This is a genomic window from Microbacterium longlingense, from assembly GCF_058349825.2.
On sequence record NZ_JBYRJA020000001.1, the window covers coordinates 611,521 to 626,466 of the forward strand.

A 14,946-nucleotide genomic window follows, 5' to 3' on the forward strand; every position below is an offset into this window, starting at 1 on the left:
CGGAGGTCGACGCGGAGGGTGACCGTCCCCCGCGTTCCGAACTCAGGCAGAGCCGACGCGAGGCGGCCGAAAACCCGGTTTCTGCCGCCGTCGCTGGTTTTTTGCCTGAGTTGAGGAAAGCGCGGAATCCGCACCCGGCTCAGCCGCGCATCGCCACGCCGCGGCGCCAGTAGCCCATGAACGCCACCTGGCCCCGCGCGATTCCGAGATCCTTCACGAGGTGACGGCGCATCGTGGTCACCACCCCGCTCTCCCCGGCGATCCAGTAATAGCGATCGGCCGCAACGCGGTCCTCGCCCAGCTCCTCGCCGAGCCCGGAATACACCGGCGTCTCCCAGACGAGATCGTCGTCACCCTCGACATCGTCGATCGCGACGGTTGCCGCGGCGCCGCCCGCCCCGAGATAGTCGAGCACCGTGGGGATCAGCCGCGTGCCGTGCAGAGCGGCACCGCGGGGCAGCCAGTGCACCTCCACGCCGGCGGGTGCCGCGATCGGCAGCGCGTCATCGGCTGCGGGCACCTCGATGAACGCGATACCGCGCAGATCCGCCGGGGCGTCTTCCAGCACCCGTGCGATCGCCGGAGCGGCGGTCTCGTCGCCCACGAGCATGACCGATGCCGCATCTCCGGGCGAGTACTCGATTCCCCCGCGTCCGTCGCGGCCGCGCCGCGGGCCGACGAGGAACAGCTGATCGCCGGCCGTCGCCGCGCTCGCCCACAGCGACGCAGGCCCGGTGAGACCGGGTTCGAGGTGCAGCACGAAGTCGACCACGATCTCGGTGCCCGACTCGGAGGCCCGCAGCTCGCGGATCGAATAGGTGCGCATCGACCCGCGCTCCTCCTCCGGCACCGCGAGCCACGCCGACCACCAGTCACCGGCACCACGCGTCAACGGCGGGAGAGCGCCGGACGCGGGCGGGAAGATGAGCTTGATGCGCACGTCCTGCACGTCGCCGGGGGTTCCGATGGCGTCGAGGTCGGCGCCGCCGAAGGTGATCCGGACGAAGCTCGGCGCGACGCGCTCGACGGCGCGCACCTCGGCGAGGGCGAGGAGGTAGGTGTCAGCGGACATGATGCCTTCCGATGGGGGTGACGAGGGGCTTTCCCGACACGGGGTCTGTGGTGACGCGATTGGCGAGGCCGAAGACCTGCTCGACGATCTCGCTCGTGACGACCTCTTCCGGCGATCCGATGGCGTGCACGCGACCCGCCTTCATGGCCACGAGCTCATCCGCGTAGCGCGCGGCGAGGTTGAGGTCGTGCAGCACCATGACGATCGTGGTGCCGCGTGCAGCGCTCAGGTCGGTCAGCAGGTCGAGGACCTCTACCTGATGGGCCACATCGAGGTAGGTCGTCGGTTCGTCCAGCAGCAGGATGTCGGTCTCCTGGGCGAGCGCCATCGCGATCCACACGCGCTGTCGCTGCCCCCCGGAGAGCTCGTCGACGCTGCGGTCGGCGAGCTCGGCGGTGCCGGTGGCGGCGAGGGCATCCGCGACGACCTCGTAGTCGTGCGCGCTCCAGCGCGAGAGGACGCGCTGGTGCGGATGCCGTCCGCGCCCCACCAGGTCGGCCACGGCGATGCCTTCCGGCGCGACGGGCGACTGGGGCAGAAGGCCCAGCACCCTGGCGACCTCTTTGGTCGGCTGCGCATGCAGCGCCTTGCCGTCGAGCACGACCTGCCCGTCGGACGGCGCGAGCAGCCGCGCGAGAGCCCGCAGAAGGGTCGACTTGCCGCATCCGTTGGCCCCGACGATCGTGGTGATGCGGCCGGGCGCCACGGTCAGGTCGAGGTCTTCGACGATGGTGCGGTCGCCGTAGCCGAGCGAGAGACGTTCGGCGGCGAGCTGGTGAGACGCCGTCACAGCGATCCTCCCGAGCGGTTGGTGCGGATGAGCAGGGAGATCAGGTACGGCGCACCCAGGATGCCCGTGATGACGCCGACCGGATAGCGCGTGCCGAACGCGAACTGACCGACCAGGTCGCCGACCAGCACGAGCAGAGACCCCACGAGAGCCGACGGCACGAGGAGCGCAGCGCCGGGGCCGGTGATGCGCGCGGCGATGGGCCCGGCCATGAACGCCACGAACGCGATCGGTCCGGCCGATGCGGTGGCGATGGCGAGGAGCGAGACGGCCCCGAGGATGAACAGGATGCGCGTGCGCGTCACGCGGACGCCCAGGCCCGCTGCGGAGTCGTCGCCCAGCTGCAGCACGCTCATCGATCGGTTCGTGAGCAGCATCAGCGGCAGCATCACCACGATCACCACGCCCACCGGGACGACCCGCTCCCATGAGGCGTTGTTGAGGCTCCCGGTGAGCCACTGCAACGCGGACTGGATGTCCCATTGCGCGGCCCGCGAGAGGACGTAGGAGATCACGCTCTGCAGCATCGCGGCCACGCCGATGCCGATCAGGATGAGCCGGGTGCCGGCGAAGCCGCCCTTGTTGGAGAGCAGGTAGATCGCCATCGCGGTGACGAGCGCACCGGCGAGGGCCATCCCGGAGACCGCGAAGCCGTCGAACGACAGCACGACGATGCTCACGACCGCCGCGGCGCTCGCCCCGGCCGAGATGCCGATGATGTCTGGTGACGCGAGCGGATTGCGCAGCAGGGTCTGGAAGGAAACGCCGGCGACGCCGAAGCAGGCGCCGGTGAGCACCGCCAGCACCGCCCGCGGGAGGCGGAGCTCGCCGACGGTGAAAGACGCACCCGGCACGGTCTCCCCGAGGATCACCCGGATGATCTCCGTCGGCGTGTAGAAGGTGTTTCCCAGCATCAGCGCGAGCACGAAAGCGATCGCGACCAGCGCGGCGAGCACGATGCTCGCCGTAGCGTGGCGTCGCCGGCGGGCCAGACGTCCGGCGACGATCGAGGGGACGCCCGATGCCGCGGCGCCGGTTGTTCCTGGCGCTGCGGTTCTTCCAGGCGCTGCGGCGGCGCCGCACGGCACACGGGCCCCTGCCGGTCTGGTCTCGGCGTCCTCCGCGCGCTTCACAGTTCACGCACCTTCTGGCGCCGCACGATCCAGATGAAGAACGGCGCGCCGATGATCGCGGTGATGATGCCCACCTGGATCTCCTCCGCGGACGGCGCGATCACACGACCCACGATGTCGCTGGCGAGGAGCAGGGCGGCCCCGCCGATCGCGGAGAACGGCAGCAGCCAGCGGTGGTCGGTTCCGACGAGCAGCCGGCACACATGCGGCACGATGAGACCGACGAACCCGATGGGCCCGGCGAGCGCGGTCGCCGCCCCGGCGAGGACGACCGCCCCGACCGCGGAGACCAGACGGGTGCGGAAGACGTTCTCCCCCAGCCCGGCCGCCATGTCGTCGCCGAGCGCGAGGGAGTTCATCCCCCGCGCGCACGCGAAGCAGATCAGCGCGCCAGCGCCCAGGACGGGCAGCCCCAGCAGCAGGCGATCTCCATCGATGCCGCCGACGCCGCCGATCTGCCACGACTGATAGGCGGTGAGGATGTCGACGCGCGGCAGCAGCACGGCGCTGATGAGGGATGCGAACGCCGCAGATGTCGCCGCCCCGGCGAGGGCGAGCTTGAGGGGGGTCGCTCCCCCGCGCCCGAGCGAGCCGACGGTGTACACGAACGCGGCGGATGCCGCAGCGCCCGTGATCGCGAAGAACATGTAGGCGTAGGGGTGGCTGATGTGGAAGAACGCGATGCCGACGACGATCGCGAAGGATGCACCGTTGGTGACGCCGAGGATGCCGGGGTCGGCGATCGGGTTGCGGGTGACCGCCTGCATCGTGGCGCCGGCCAGCGCGAGGGCGGCGCCGACCAGGATGGCGACAGCCGTGCGCGGGATGCGCTTGGTCACCGCCGCCGCGCCGACGGTGTCGGAATGACCGGCGAGCGCCGAGAGGATGTCGTCGGGGGAGACCGACAGCACCCCGAACGAGACGGACAGCACGCTGAGCACGGCGATGGCACCGACGCCGGCCAGCAGCCAGGCGGTGCGCACCGCGACAGGCCGCCGTAGCTCGGCGGCGCCGGGTACGGGCGGTTTTCGGGTCCCGGGGGCTGTCGCGGTCATCATGTCCTGCTCCCCGTCGCGACCCCGGGTGCCGCGGCCGCGGCCGTGGCACCCGGGGTCGCCGGGGCGGTGCTCACTTCTCGAGCGGACCGGCCAGGAGGGCGAAGTAGTCGTCGATGCCCCACGGGATCGACAACGGCGAGGGGTTCGCGGAGGCGGCGAGCGGCGTCTCGTTCGGCAGGATCGCGATGCGCCCCTCGGCGATCGCCGGGATCTTGGACAGCAGTGCGTCGCCCTGCAGGATGGGCAGGACCGTGTCATCGCCGTAGGTGACGAACACGTCGACGTCGGCGAACTTCCCCGCTTCCTCGGCCGAGACCGACGTGTAGAACTCGGTGGTGCCTGCGCTGGCCTCGGCAACAAGGTCGGGAGTCGGCAGGCCGAGGCTCTCCAGGAAACCGGGGCGCGTGTCGTGGCTGGTGTAGAACCCGATCTGGCTGAGGTCGTTCGGGTTCAGGTAGGCGAACATGACCTTCTTGCCCTCGAGGGCGCTGTGCGCCGCGAGCGCGTCGGCGACGAGACCGTCGAGCTCCTCGATGAGCGCCTGGCCCTCGTCCGCGAGGCCGATGGCGGCGGAGTTCAGCCGGATCATGTCGTGCACGGACGTGCCCCACTCCACCTCGGGGTAGGCGACGACCGGGGCGATCTTCGACAGCGTGTCGTAGTCCTCCCTGCTCAGACCGGAGTACGAGGCGAGGATGACGTCGGGGTGGGTGTCCGCGACGGCCTCGAAGGGGATCCCGTCGGTTTCGTCGAACAGCACGGGCGTCTCGGCACCGAGCTCTGCGAGCTTGTCCTCGACCCACGGCAGCACGCCGTCGCCGTCGTCGTCGCCCCAGGTGGCCTTGCTCATGCCGACCGGGACGACGCCGAGCGCGAGGGGGACCTCGTGGTTGGCCCAGGCGACCGTCGCGACGCGCTCTGGCTTCTCGGGGATGACCGTCTCGCCGTAGACGTGTTCGATGGTGAGGGGGAAGGTCCCGTCGGAGACGGCTTCCGTGCCGGTCGATCCGCCGGAGGCGGCGTCCGGCTTGTCGGCGGCGGGCGTCGAGCATGCGGCGAGGCCGAACGCGAGCGCGGCGGCAGCGCCGACGGCGAGGATGCGGGAGAAGCGCACGGGCGTTCCCTTCTGAGAGTGGATCAGGTGTGCCAGATCGCTCGCGGACGCTCGGGTCACCGCGCCGATCGGCGGAGGCCGACCGCGATGAGGCCCGCTTAAGCTACCAGAGATTGAGGCTAGCCTCACCTAAATGTCGCGTTTTGTATCCTGCCGGCCCGACGAGCCCGAGGTCCGCCAGGATGGCCGTCGCGACGGGGCCGATCACCGGTGTCACGCGGCGGATCCAGCGCTGGAACACCGCGGATGACGTCGGTAGCGGCCGGGGCCATCCTCTGCCGCCGCCCTCCGGTTCCCGCCCGCGGGAGCCCGGCTCGCATCTGCGAGCGGGGCGCGCGCCACGCGAAGGCCGGCGCTACTCCTGCGGCACGGGGACCACGAGGGGGGTGCCGGTGTGCGGGTCGGGGATGATCGTGCAGGGCAGCCCGAAGACGTCTGCGACGAGCTCGGCCGTGAGCACATCACGGGGGACACCGGCCGTGACGATCTCGCCGTCGCGCATCACGATGAGGTGGTCGGCGTAGCGGGCGGCCTGATTGAGGTCGTGCAGCACGGCCACCAGCGTGCGCTCCCCCGCGCGATGCAACCGGCGCAGCAGGTCGAGCAGCTCGTACTGATGGGCGATGTCGAGGAACGTCGTCGGCTCGTCCAGCAGCAGCAGCGGCGTCTGCTGCGCGAGCACCATGGCCACCCACACGCGCTGGCGCTGCCCGCCGGAGAGCTCCTCCACCAAGCGTCCGGAGAGCTCGGCGGTGTTGGTCGCGGCGAGCGCCTCGGCCACCGCCACCTCATCGGCGCGCGTCCACTGCCGGAAGACGCCCTGATGCGGATGCCGGCCACGGGCGACGAGGTCGGCGACCGTGATGCCCTCCGGCGCGATCGAGGTCTGCGGCAGCAGGCCGAGGCGCCGGGCGACCTCCTTCGGGGCATATGAGGCGATGGCACGGCCGTCCAGGAGCACCGAACCGGCCGCCGGTGTCAGCACGCGCGCGAGGGCACGCAGGAGCGTCGACTTGCCGCATGCGTTCGGCCCGATGATGACGGTGAACGATCCCGCGGGAATCTCCACGGACAGGCCATCGGCGATCACCCGCCGGTCATAGGAGAGCGTCACCTCCTCGGCGCGCAGGGGCGCGGCGTCCAGCGACACGGCATCCGCGATCATCGCCGTCTCCCTTCTCTGATCAGGAGCCAGACCAGGTAGAGGCCGCCGAGGGCGACCGTGACGATGCCGACCGGAAGCTGGGTCGGCGCGAACAGGCGCTGGGCGATGAGGTCGCTGGCCGACAGGACGAAGGCCCCCATCGCTGCCGAAGCCGCCAGGGTGACGCCCGCAGAGCGGGTCAGCCGCCTGGCGAGCTGCGGTGCGGCGAGGGCGACGAACGCGATCGGCCCCGCCGCAGCCGTCGCGGTCGCGGTGAACGCCACCCCGACGCCCACCAGCCCCAGCCGCGTCCGGTTGCCGCGGACGCCCAGGGCGGTTGCGGCGTCGTCCCCCATCTCCAGCAGATGCATGCGCCGCGCCAGGAGGGCGGCGCACACCCACAGCATCGCGGTGATCCACACGGCGGGGACGGCCTGCTCCCAGCCCACCAGATTGAGCGAACCCGCGCCCCATGCTCCCGCCGCGATCGCGACGTACAGGTCGGCGTTGAGGATGATCCAGGTGTTCAGCGACATCAGCATCGCCCCCACGCCGATCCCCACGATGATGAGCCGGAACCCCTGAAAGCCGCGCCGATAGGCCAGGATGTAGACCAGGAAGGCCGTCGCCAGGCCACCGCCGATCGCGGCGCCCGCCACTGCGAGGTACCCCGTGCCGATGGTCGTGATCACCAGCAGCGCCCCGGTGTACGCCCCCGCGTCGAAGCCGATGATGTCTGGGCTCCCGAGCGGGTTGCGCGTGAGCGACTGGAAGATGGCACCGCCCGCCCCCAGCCCGGCCCCGAGCGTGAGCGCGAGCAGCACCCGCGGCAGGCGCCATTCGAGAACGACCAGCTGCGAGCGCGCGTCGCCCTGGCCCACCAGCGTGGCGATGACATCGGGAATCGGCACGATCGCATCACCCGTGCTGAGGCTCACCACCGCGACGACCAGGGAGGCCAGGAGAAGACCCGCCACCACGACGGCGTGACGCACCCCGAAGCGCACCCCGTACCGGCCGCGCCTGCTGCGCACCGTGACGGCCCGGTAGCCGGGCGCCACGCGCGTATCGGCCGGGGTCCCCTCCACGACGGCGGGCCGCGCACCGGTCACAGCGCGCTCGCCTTCCGCCGCCGCACGAGGGCGATGAGCACCGGTGCCCCGATGAATGCCGTCACGATGCCGACCGGCAGCTCTCCGCTGTGCAGCACAAGCCGGCCCAGAATGTCGCTCCCGAGCACCAGCACCGGGGCCGCGACCGCGCTGCCGACGAAGATCCAGCGCTGATCCGGCCCGCTGAACCAGCGCACGACATGCGGCACCATCAGCCCGACGAAACCGATGGGCCCCGCCGCGGCGGTCGCCCCCGCGCACAGCAGCGTCGCGGCGATGATCGCCACCACCCGCGTCGCCACCACCCGCGAACCGAGAGCGGCCGCGAGCTCGTCTCCGAGGGCGATCGCGTTGAGCGGTTTGGCCACGAACAGCGCCAGCACCAGTCCCACCACGATGAACGGCACGATGCCGGTCATCAGGTCGGCCGGAACGCTCGCGATGCTGCCGGCGTTCCACCCGCGCATCTTGTTGAACACGTCGGGCAGCAGCAGGCTCACGCCCGAGGTGATGCCGCCGAGGAACGCGCCGATCGCCACGCCGGCGAGCGTGATGCGCAGGGGGTCGGGGTCGCCGCGTCCCGCCGTGCCGATCATGTACACCGCGATGGTCGTCACGACAGCGCCCGCGAAGGCGAACCAGATGGTGCCGCTCAGCGATGTCATCCCGAACGCCGCCGCACCCACCGCCACGGCGAAAGCCGCTCCGGCGTTGACCCCCAGGATGCCGGGGTCCGCCAGCGGGTTGCGCGTGAACGCCTGCATCAACGCCCCCGCCACGCCCAGCGCTGCGCCGACGAGAACGCCGAGCATCGTGCGGGGGATGCGCATGTCGCGCACGATCGTCCCGGCGTCGCCCTGCGCACCGCCGAGCGCGGCGATCACCTCGCCGAGGCCGAGGCGCTGCGACCCGATCGCCAGGCTGAGCAGCACGCACACCCCGAGCACGGCGAGGGTGACGGCGAAGCCGAGCGTCCGCCGCCGGCGCAGCGCGGCGATCGTGCGCACGGCGGGAGCCTCCGCCGTGCCGGCGAGGGTCACGGTCACACGCTTCTCAGACCCTCAGAGTCCGAGCGACTCGAGGGTCGCCTCATACTCGTCGGTGACGTCCTCGACGTCGCGGGTGTCGTCGTCCCACATGCTGCGCAGGCGATCGTGCACCTCGGCCGGCAGAGCCTCGTACCTCTCGGTCCACTGCTCGGCGTTCTCGGTCCAGTAGCCGACGACCTTGTACGCGCTCGTGGGGAGCTTGAGCTCGTGCCGCAGATAGCGCCGGACCCCGCGGGTCACGCGCGTCTCGCCCGCGACCCAGATGTATCCGGGCCCGGCGGGCAGGTCGCTCGAACGCACGATCTCCTCGACGCGGCTCTGACCGTGCCCGTTTCCGCCGTACACCCAGGTGAGCTCGACCCCCGGGGGCAGGGCGACGGACTGCTCGTCCTCGGGGCCGGAGACCTCGAGGACGACGCGCGAACGCACCGTCGCCTGCTCGGCGAGGCGAAGTGCGGCGGGAAGGCCCGTCGCGTCGGCGACGAGGAGCTGCCACACGATGTCGTCCGGGGCCGCGTACAGCCCGCGCGGCGTGTTCACGCCGACGACGTGACCCGGCTGTGCGCCCAGCGCCCATGCCGCGGCGATCCCGCCCTCGTGCACGACGAAGTCGATGACGAGGCGCCCGCCCGCGGCGTCCCACGCACGCACCGTGTACGTGCGCACCTGGGTCTCCGCCCCGTCGGGGAACTCCCAGTAGCCGTCGTCGGTGGGCGTGGGCAGCACCGGCTCGTCATGGCCGGACGGCGGGAGGAAGACCCGGAGATACTCGTCTCCCACACCGGACGACACGAAGTCCGCCAGCCCAGGACCCCGGAAGACGATGCGCACCATGCCGGGGGTGAGCCGGACGACCTCGTCCACCACAACGCGGTGGACGAGGTTGAGGCCCGCACGCGCCGCGCCGCTCACGGGAGCAGCGCCTCTGCGACCACCTCGAGCAGTGCGCTCTGCCCGCTCGGCGAGCCGTAGCTCATCTCGTAGTTGTAGCCGAACACCTGCTTGTTCACCACGAACGGCAGCCCCGTCCACAGCGGGTTCGCCTTCAGGGCGTCCTCGTCGGTGATCAGGCCGGAGCCGTCCTCGTTGACACCGGTGAAGATGACGTCGATGTCGGCGAGCTGGCCCAGCTGCTCCATGCTCAGGGCCCGGCCGATGTTGTCGACCGTGCCGTCTCCGTCGCCGTCGGCGAGCGGGCTGATCTCCAGGCCCAGATCGGCGAAGATCAGGCACGAGATGCTGTAGCAGCCGATGTTGATCTGGCCGTCCCAGAACGACACGTCTGCGACCGTCGGCGCGATGCCCTTCTCCTTCAGCTCTGCCGCGATCTCGGCGACGCGGGCTGCGTAGGAGTCGAGCCATGCCTGCGCCGCGTCCTCACGGCCGAGGTCTGCGGCGACCTTCACGAACTTGTCCCGCCAGTCGCCGCCGTCGAAGCCGTTGAAGGTGTAGGTGGGCGCGATCGGGGTGAGCTTGCCGTGCAGGTCGGTCTCGTAGCCGAGGCCGTTGAGGATGAAATCGGGGCCGACCTGAAGAATGTGCTCGAGGTTGAACTCGGGATAGTTGTGGAAGCCCGTGATGCCCTCGAGCTTGTCGAGCGGGAAGAAGCTCGGGAACTGGTCCCAGTCGTCGCGAATGGGCTGCTCATCGGCCAGCGGGTAGCCGAGCGTGATGAGGATGTCGACGTCGGTGGTGTAGAAGCCGAGCGCGGCCTTCGGCTCGGTCGGGATCGTCACCTCGCCGAACTCCGTGTCGACGGTGAGCGTCTCGGCGGAGGCGGTGTCTTCTGTCGCGGTGTCGTCCTGTGCCGGCGACGATGCGCACGATGCGAGCAGCAGGGCGGAGGCGGCGATCAGCGCTGCGGATCGCAGCGTTCGTACGGTGGAGGTGGTCATGATTCCCTCGGAGATGCAGGATCGGTGGGGCCGTGGTTAGCGAAGGCTACCCTCATATGGCATATCGAGTCTGGTGCACGACAGTGTTCCGAAGCGGCCAGGTGATGTTGCCTGACCGCCGGATTTTCATTCCTTCACCGGTTGGTCATGCGTCGCGGCGCGAACCCGGACATCGACCTCCGGCGGCCTCTTTCCCGTACTCAGGCAGAACCGGCGCCGGAGCGCCTCGGCGCCGGTTTCGGGCCGGCGGCGGCTGAATCTGCCTGAGTCGGGGATCGCGCAGCCGACGGCCGGTCGCGGCCGGTCGGCACCGCTAGCCGACCGCGTCGACGCGCTCCGCGCGCCGCCCGCCGCCGAACTCCACCGGGGTGAAGCGACCACCGGCGCCGGCGAACGTGCCCGGCGTGATGCCCAGCTCGCGGCGGAACGCCTGCACGAACGCGCTGGCGGTGGCGTAGCCCACGCGCTGCGCCACCACGGTGACGGGCTGTTCCATCGCGAGCATCTCGACGGCTGCGCGCAGCCGCGCCCTGGTACGCCAGTCGGCGAACGACATGCCCGTCTCCCGGCGGAACAGCCGGGAGAGATTGCGTTCGCTCGCCCCCACCACGCTCCCCCACTCGGCGAGCGTGCGCGTGTCGGCCGGCTCGGCGATGACCGACTCCGCGACCCGGCGGGTGCGGTCATCGAGGGGGAGCGGAAGATCCAGGCGGGGCAGGTCGACGACGTCGAGCAGTCCCACGATCACCCGCTCGGCGAGCAGCCGCGTCTGCGGTTCGAGGTCGCGCAGGCGCAGTTCTTCCAGCAGCGCGCGGGCGGCCGGGGTCAGCCCCACGGCACCGACGTCGTTGCGCGGGGGTGGGCACAGCCGGGGCGCGATGTAGGTGCAGGAGAACTGGGTGCCGGATCCGGCCGTCACCCGGTGCGGCTCTCCGGCGGGGATCCACAGCCCGACGCTCCACGGCACAGCGCGCACACCATCGGCGCACTCGACCACGAGCGATCCCCTGGTTCCCCACAGCAGTTCATGCACATCGTGCTCGTGCCAGTCCCATTCGGCGTCGCGGACGAGATCGAACGCGTTCGTGACGACCCGGAACTCGGGCATCGGGACGTCGGCGATCTGTCCGGTCTGCGACATGATCGGTCTTCCTATCGTCTGATGACGTTTGTGAGGTGACCCTAAGCTACCGGAGTGAGTCGCTCCCCCGCTCTTCGCTTCGTCCTCGCGCGCCGCCGTGCGCTGTTCGCCGTGGCGACCGCCGGCCTCATCGGGCATCAGGTGGCCGAGGCGCTCGTCCCGGTCGTCATCGGCGTGATCATCGACCAGGCCATCACCACCGGCGATGCCGGGCAGCTCGCGCTGTGGCTGGGCGTTCTGGGCGCCCTCTTCGCGGGGCTGCTGCTGTCGTGGCGCTACGGCGAGCTGAGCGCGGTGCGTGCCAGCGAGCTCGGCGCTCGATCGCTGCGGGCAGCGCTCGTGGCTCGCATTCTGGCCCCGCGCGGGTTCGCCGCCCGCCGGCGCTCCGGCGAGCTTCTCAGCGTCGCCGGCACCGACGTCGAGCGGACGACGGGCCTGGTCTGGGTGGTGGCCGGCTCACTGGCCCAGGTGGCCGCGGTGCTCACCGCCGCCGTGTCGCTGCTGCTCATCTCCGTGCCGGTGGGGCTTCTCGTGCTCATCGCGACCCCGTTGCTGGTGCTGGGCCTGCACGTGGTCACCGCGCCTCTGGAACGCCGGATGTCTGCAGAGCAGGCTGCGGCCGCGGATGCCAGCGCGGTCGCGGCCGACCTGCTGACCGGCCTCCGGGCCCTGCGCGACATCGGCGCAGAACCGGCCGCGAGCGCCCGGTTCGCCGAGGCGAGCACGCGGGCACTGGAATCGTCGCGGCGCGCGGTGGCGGCCAAGAGCGTGTTCACGATGGTGAGCATGTCCGCCTCTGCGCTCCTCCTCGCGGCGATCGCGTGGGCGGGTGCGGCGCAGGCGCAGGCCGGGCTGATGAGCGTCGGCGAACTGGTCGCCGTGCTGGGCCTGGCGCAGTTCCTGCACGGCCCGGTCAGCAGCCTCGCCTTCGTGGGCGCTGAGCTGGCGAGCGTGCGCGCGTCGGCGAAGCGCGCCGACGCTGTTCTCGCCGCAGACCCGGCGATCGCCGTCGCCGCGGGCGAGGCGATCGCGGCCGCCGGCACGGTCGTGCTCGAGGGCGTGTCGACCCCGCACAGCGCCCCGGTGTCCGCCACGATCCCCGCGGGGGCGTGGGCGGCGGTGTCGGTGGCCGATCCGCGCGGTGCTGCCGAGCTGCGCGAGGTGCTCGCCGGGCTCCGCCTGCCGGACGAGGGCCGAGTGCTCGTGGACGGCGTGTGCGTCGCAGACCGGCAGCAGGCGATGCCGGCGGCGATCATCGCGCCGCCCGCGCAACCGGCGGTCTTCGCGGGAACGCTCGCAGACAACATCCGCTTCCATCACCCGGCAGCGGCGGCTGAGGAGGCGGCGACTGCGGCAGCTCTGGACGACGTGCTCGAGCTCGCACGGCACGAATGGGATCTGGCGATCGGCGAGCGCGGTCTCACGCTGTCCGGCGGCCAGCGCCAGCGGGTGGCGCTCGCCCGCGCTCTCGCGCGAGACGCCGGGGTGCTGGTGCTGCACGCGCCGACCAGTGCGGCGGATTCGGTGACAGAGGCCGTGATCGCCGAGCGCATGCGGGCCATGCGCTCGGGGCGCACCACGGTGCTCATCGATGCGGCACCCGCACTGGTGCGCGACGCCGACGTCGTGATCGATGTGGCGGGCGCACGATGACCGCCACAGACAGGCCGGACACGATCCCCGTCGCCGAGCCGCGGCAGACCCGTCGGCTGCTCGGGGGAATGCTGCGCGACCGGCGCGGAACGCTGGTCCTGGCCGCCGTCATCCTCACCGCAGCCTCGGCGGCGACCCTTGTCCTGCCGCTGGTGCTCGGGGCCATCGTCGATGCGGTGGTCTCGGGCGATCCTGCGCGCCTGCCGGTGCTGATCGGCGTCGTCGCGGTGGCGGGAGTGCTCCACGCCGTCCTCACCGGCGCCGGACGCCTGGTGATCGCCCGGATCGGCGAGAGCGTCCTGGCGGAGCTTCGGGAACGCGTCGTGACGCGCATCCTGCGTCTGCCGTCCCGGCTGGTGGAGAGCGCGGGACGCGGCGAGCTGGTCTCCCGGGCGGCGGGTGATTCCCGGGTGGTGGGCGACGTGGTCAGCGGCGTGGTGCCGGCGTTCGTCTCGGCCGCCTTCGCCATCGTGGTCACCGCGATCGGGATGGGGTCGATCGATGTGCGCTTCGCGCTCGCCGCGCTGCTGGCCGTGCCGGTGCAGGTGCTCGCGGTACGCCGCCTGCTGCGGCGGGCACGTCCGGCCTACCAGGCGGCGCGTGCGGCGGAGGGGACCCGCTCGCAGCTCATGCTGGAGTCGATCGACGCCGCCGACACGGTGCGCGCGATGGGCGTCTCCGCCGCACGGGAGGAGCGGATCGACGAGGCCTCCGGCGTCGTCGTCGAGCGCGAGCTGACGGCGGCGCGCGTGGTCGTCCGGTTCTGGAACAGCCTCAACATCGCTGAGCTGATCGGCCTCGCCGCCGTGCTCGCGACCGGGTTCCTGCTCGTGCAGAGCGGGGCGGCGACCGTGGGCGGCGCGACCGCTGCCGCGCTCTACTTCCACGGCCTGTTCGGCCCGATCGGCATGGTCCTCGCCGGGGTCGATGAGCTGCAGAAGGCGGGGGCGTCGCTGGCGCGCATGGCGGGGGTGCTCCAGTTGGACGTGCCGGACGACACGGAGCAGTCCGCGACGGAACCGCACCGGGCGGCCGACATCGTGCTCGACGATGTGAGCTTCGCCTACGGTGACGGCGGCTTCGCGCTCCACGAGGTGAGCATGACGGTGCCGGTCGGGGCGACCGCGGCGCTGGTGGGCGCCAGCGGCGCGGGCAAGAGCACCGTGGCAGCGCTCGTGCAGGGTTCCCTCGTTCCGTCGAGCGGCACGGTCCGGCTCGGCGACGGCTCACCCCGCGTGGGGATGGCCGGGCAGGAGCCGCACGTGTTCGCGGGCACCGTCGCCGACAATCTGCGACTCGCGGACCCGGATGCCGATGATGCCACCCTGCGCGCCGCGCTGGAGTCCGTCGGCGCGCTCGCGACCATCGACCACCTCCCGGAGGGGCTGAACACCCCCGTCGGGTCGGGCGGCCACGCGCTCGGGCCGGTCGAGAGCCAGCAGATCGCGCTGGCGCGGCTGCTGCTGCACGACCCGGGCGTGCTCGTGCTCGATGAGGCCACGGCCGCCTCCGACGAGACGCTCGACCGCGCCGTGGCCGACCTGGCCCGCGGCCGCACCACGCTCACCATCGCCCATCGTCTGGACCAGGCGGTGCGCGCCGATCTCGTCATCGTGATGGAGCACGGCCGTGTGATCGAGCAGGGGACCCATGAGCAGCTGCGCGAAAGCGGCGGCGTGTACGCCCGGCTCTGGGAGGCGTGGTCGGCCGGCCGCGGGTGAGCACACAGCTCGGGCGCGGATGAGCGCACCGGGCGGCGGGCTCCGGGTTCCGGGCGGGCAGACC

The 14,946-nt window shown here is 71.7% G+C and carries 13 protein-coding genes; 2 read left to right on the top strand and 11 right to left on the bottom strand.

Features of this window, described 5'->3' with window-relative positions; all coding sequences use genetic code 11:
- Nucleotides 1–139: 139 nt before the first annotated feature.
- The 11 genes from AC3RXY_RS02825 to AC3RXY_RS02875 form a co-directional block, all read right to left on the bottom strand.
- Nucleotides 140–1,072: a siderophore-interacting protein gene (locus tag AC3RXY_RS02825; RefSeq protein WP_491509362.1), complete on the bottom strand. Its 933-nt coding sequence runs from the start codon at nucleotides 1,070–1,072 to the stop codon at nucleotides 140–142.
- Nucleotides 1,062–1,862 (bottom strand): ABC transporter ATP-binding protein, encoded by an 801-nt coding sequence (locus AC3RXY_RS02830; RefSeq protein WP_491509363.1) that lies wholly within the window; start codon nucleotides 1,860–1,862, stop codon nucleotides 1,062–1,064. Before AC3RXY_RS02830 ends, AC3RXY_RS02825 begins: the two co-directional genes overlap by 11 nt.
- A complete protein-coding gene (locus AC3RXY_RS02835; protein ID WP_491509405.1) occupies nucleotides 1,859–2,869 on the bottom strand; it encodes a FecCD family ABC transporter permease in 1,011 nt (336 codons plus the stop codon). Before AC3RXY_RS02835 ends, AC3RXY_RS02830 begins: the two co-directional genes overlap by 4 nt.
- A gap of 122 nt (nucleotides 2,870–2,991) precedes the next feature.
- Nucleotides 2,992–4,053, bottom strand: a complete 1,062-nt coding sequence (locus AC3RXY_RS02840; protein WP_491509364.1) for a FecCD family ABC transporter permease — start codon at nucleotides 4,051–4,053, stop codon at nucleotides 2,992–2,994.
- A 70-nt stretch (nucleotides 4,054–4,123) separates the two neighbouring features.
- Nucleotides 4,124–5,167 carry an iron-siderophore ABC transporter substrate-binding protein gene (locus tag AC3RXY_RS02845; RefSeq protein WP_491509365.1) on the bottom strand — a complete coding sequence of 348 codons (1,044 nt, stop codon included), beginning with the start codon at nucleotides 5,165–5,167 and terminating at the stop codon, nucleotides 4,124–4,126.
- Nucleotides 5,168–5,522: 355 nt separating this feature from the next.
- Nucleotides 5,523–6,332: an ABC transporter ATP-binding protein gene (locus AC3RXY_RS02850; protein WP_491509366.1), complete on the bottom strand. Its 810-nt coding sequence runs from the start codon at nucleotides 6,330–6,332 to the stop codon at nucleotides 5,523–5,525.
- The gene (locus tag AC3RXY_RS02855) at nucleotides 6,329–7,423 is read right to left on the bottom strand and encodes a FecCD family ABC transporter permease (protein WP_491509367.1); all 1,095 of its coding nucleotides are present in this window, start codon (nucleotides 7,421–7,423) and stop codon (nucleotides 6,329–6,331) included. The genes AC3RXY_RS02850 and AC3RXY_RS02855 overlap by 4 nt, the downstream gene beginning before the upstream one ends.
- Nucleotides 7,420–8,463: a FecCD family ABC transporter permease gene (locus tag AC3RXY_RS02860; protein WP_491509368.1), complete on the bottom strand. Its 1,044-nt coding sequence runs from the start codon at nucleotides 8,461–8,463 to the stop codon at nucleotides 7,420–7,422. The genes AC3RXY_RS02855 and AC3RXY_RS02860 overlap by 4 nt, the downstream gene beginning before the upstream one ends.
- A 21-nt stretch (nucleotides 8,464–8,484) precedes the next feature.
- Nucleotides 8,485–9,384: a siderophore-interacting protein gene (locus AC3RXY_RS02865; protein ID WP_491509369.1), complete on the bottom strand. Its 900-nt coding sequence runs from the start codon at nucleotides 9,382–9,384 to the stop codon at nucleotides 8,485–8,487.
- A complete protein-coding gene (locus tag AC3RXY_RS02870) occupies nucleotides 9,381–10,367 on the bottom strand; it encodes an ABC transporter substrate-binding protein (RefSeq protein ID WP_491509370.1) in 987 nt (328 codons plus the stop codon). The genes AC3RXY_RS02865 and AC3RXY_RS02870 overlap by 4 nt, the downstream gene beginning before the upstream one ends.
- 313 nt (nucleotides 10,368–10,680) lie before the next feature.
- Complete coding sequence (locus AC3RXY_RS02875; protein WP_491509371.1) at nucleotides 10,681–11,508, bottom strand: helix-turn-helix transcriptional regulator; 828 nt, start codon at nucleotides 11,506–11,508, stop codon at nucleotides 10,681–10,683.
- A 54-nt stretch (nucleotides 11,509–11,562) separates the two neighbouring features.
- Here AC3RXY_RS02875 and AC3RXY_RS02880 point away from each other — a divergent pair, with 54 nt between their 5' ends.
- Together AC3RXY_RS02880 and AC3RXY_RS02885 are read left to right on the top strand one after the other, a co-directional pair.
- Complete coding sequence (locus tag AC3RXY_RS02880) at nucleotides 11,563–13,161, top strand: ABC transporter transmembrane domain-containing protein (protein WP_491509372.1); 1,599 nt, start codon at nucleotides 11,563–11,565, stop codon at nucleotides 13,159–13,161.
- Nucleotides 13,158–14,882, top strand: coding sequence for an ABC transporter ATP-binding protein (locus AC3RXY_RS02885; protein ID WP_491509373.1), 1,725 nt, complete (start codon nucleotides 13,158–13,160; stop codon nucleotides 14,880–14,882). Before AC3RXY_RS02880 ends, AC3RXY_RS02885 begins: the two co-directional genes overlap by 4 nt.
- Nucleotides 14,883–14,946: the final 64 nt, after the last annotated feature.

What these genes read in the sequence shown, in the direction of transcription:
- AC3RXY_RS02825 (WP_491509362.1), bottom strand. Translation starts at nt 1,072, where the DNA reads ATGTCCGCTGACACCTACCTCCTCGCCCTCGCCGAGGTGCGCGCCGTC.
- AC3RXY_RS02840 (WP_491509364.1), bottom strand. Translation starts at nt 4,053, where the DNA reads ATGATGACCGCGACAGCCCCCGGGACCCGAAAACCGCCCGTACCCGGC.
- AC3RXY_RS02850 (WP_491509366.1), bottom strand. Translation starts at nt 6,332, where the DNA reads ATGATCGCGGATGCCGTGTCGCTGGACGCCGCGCCCCTGCGCGCCGAG.
- AC3RXY_RS02870 (WP_491509370.1), bottom strand. Translation starts at nt 10,367, where the DNA reads ATGACCACCTCCACCGTACGAACGCTGCGATCCGCAGCGCTGATCGCC.
- AC3RXY_RS02875 (WP_491509371.1), bottom strand. Translation starts at nt 11,508, where the DNA reads ATGTCGCAGACCGGACAGATCGCCGACGTCCCGATGCCCGAGTTCCGG.
- AC3RXY_RS02885 (WP_491509373.1), top strand. Translation starts at nt 13,158, where the DNA reads ATGACCGCCACAGACAGGCCGGACACGATCCCCGTCGCCGAGCCGCGG.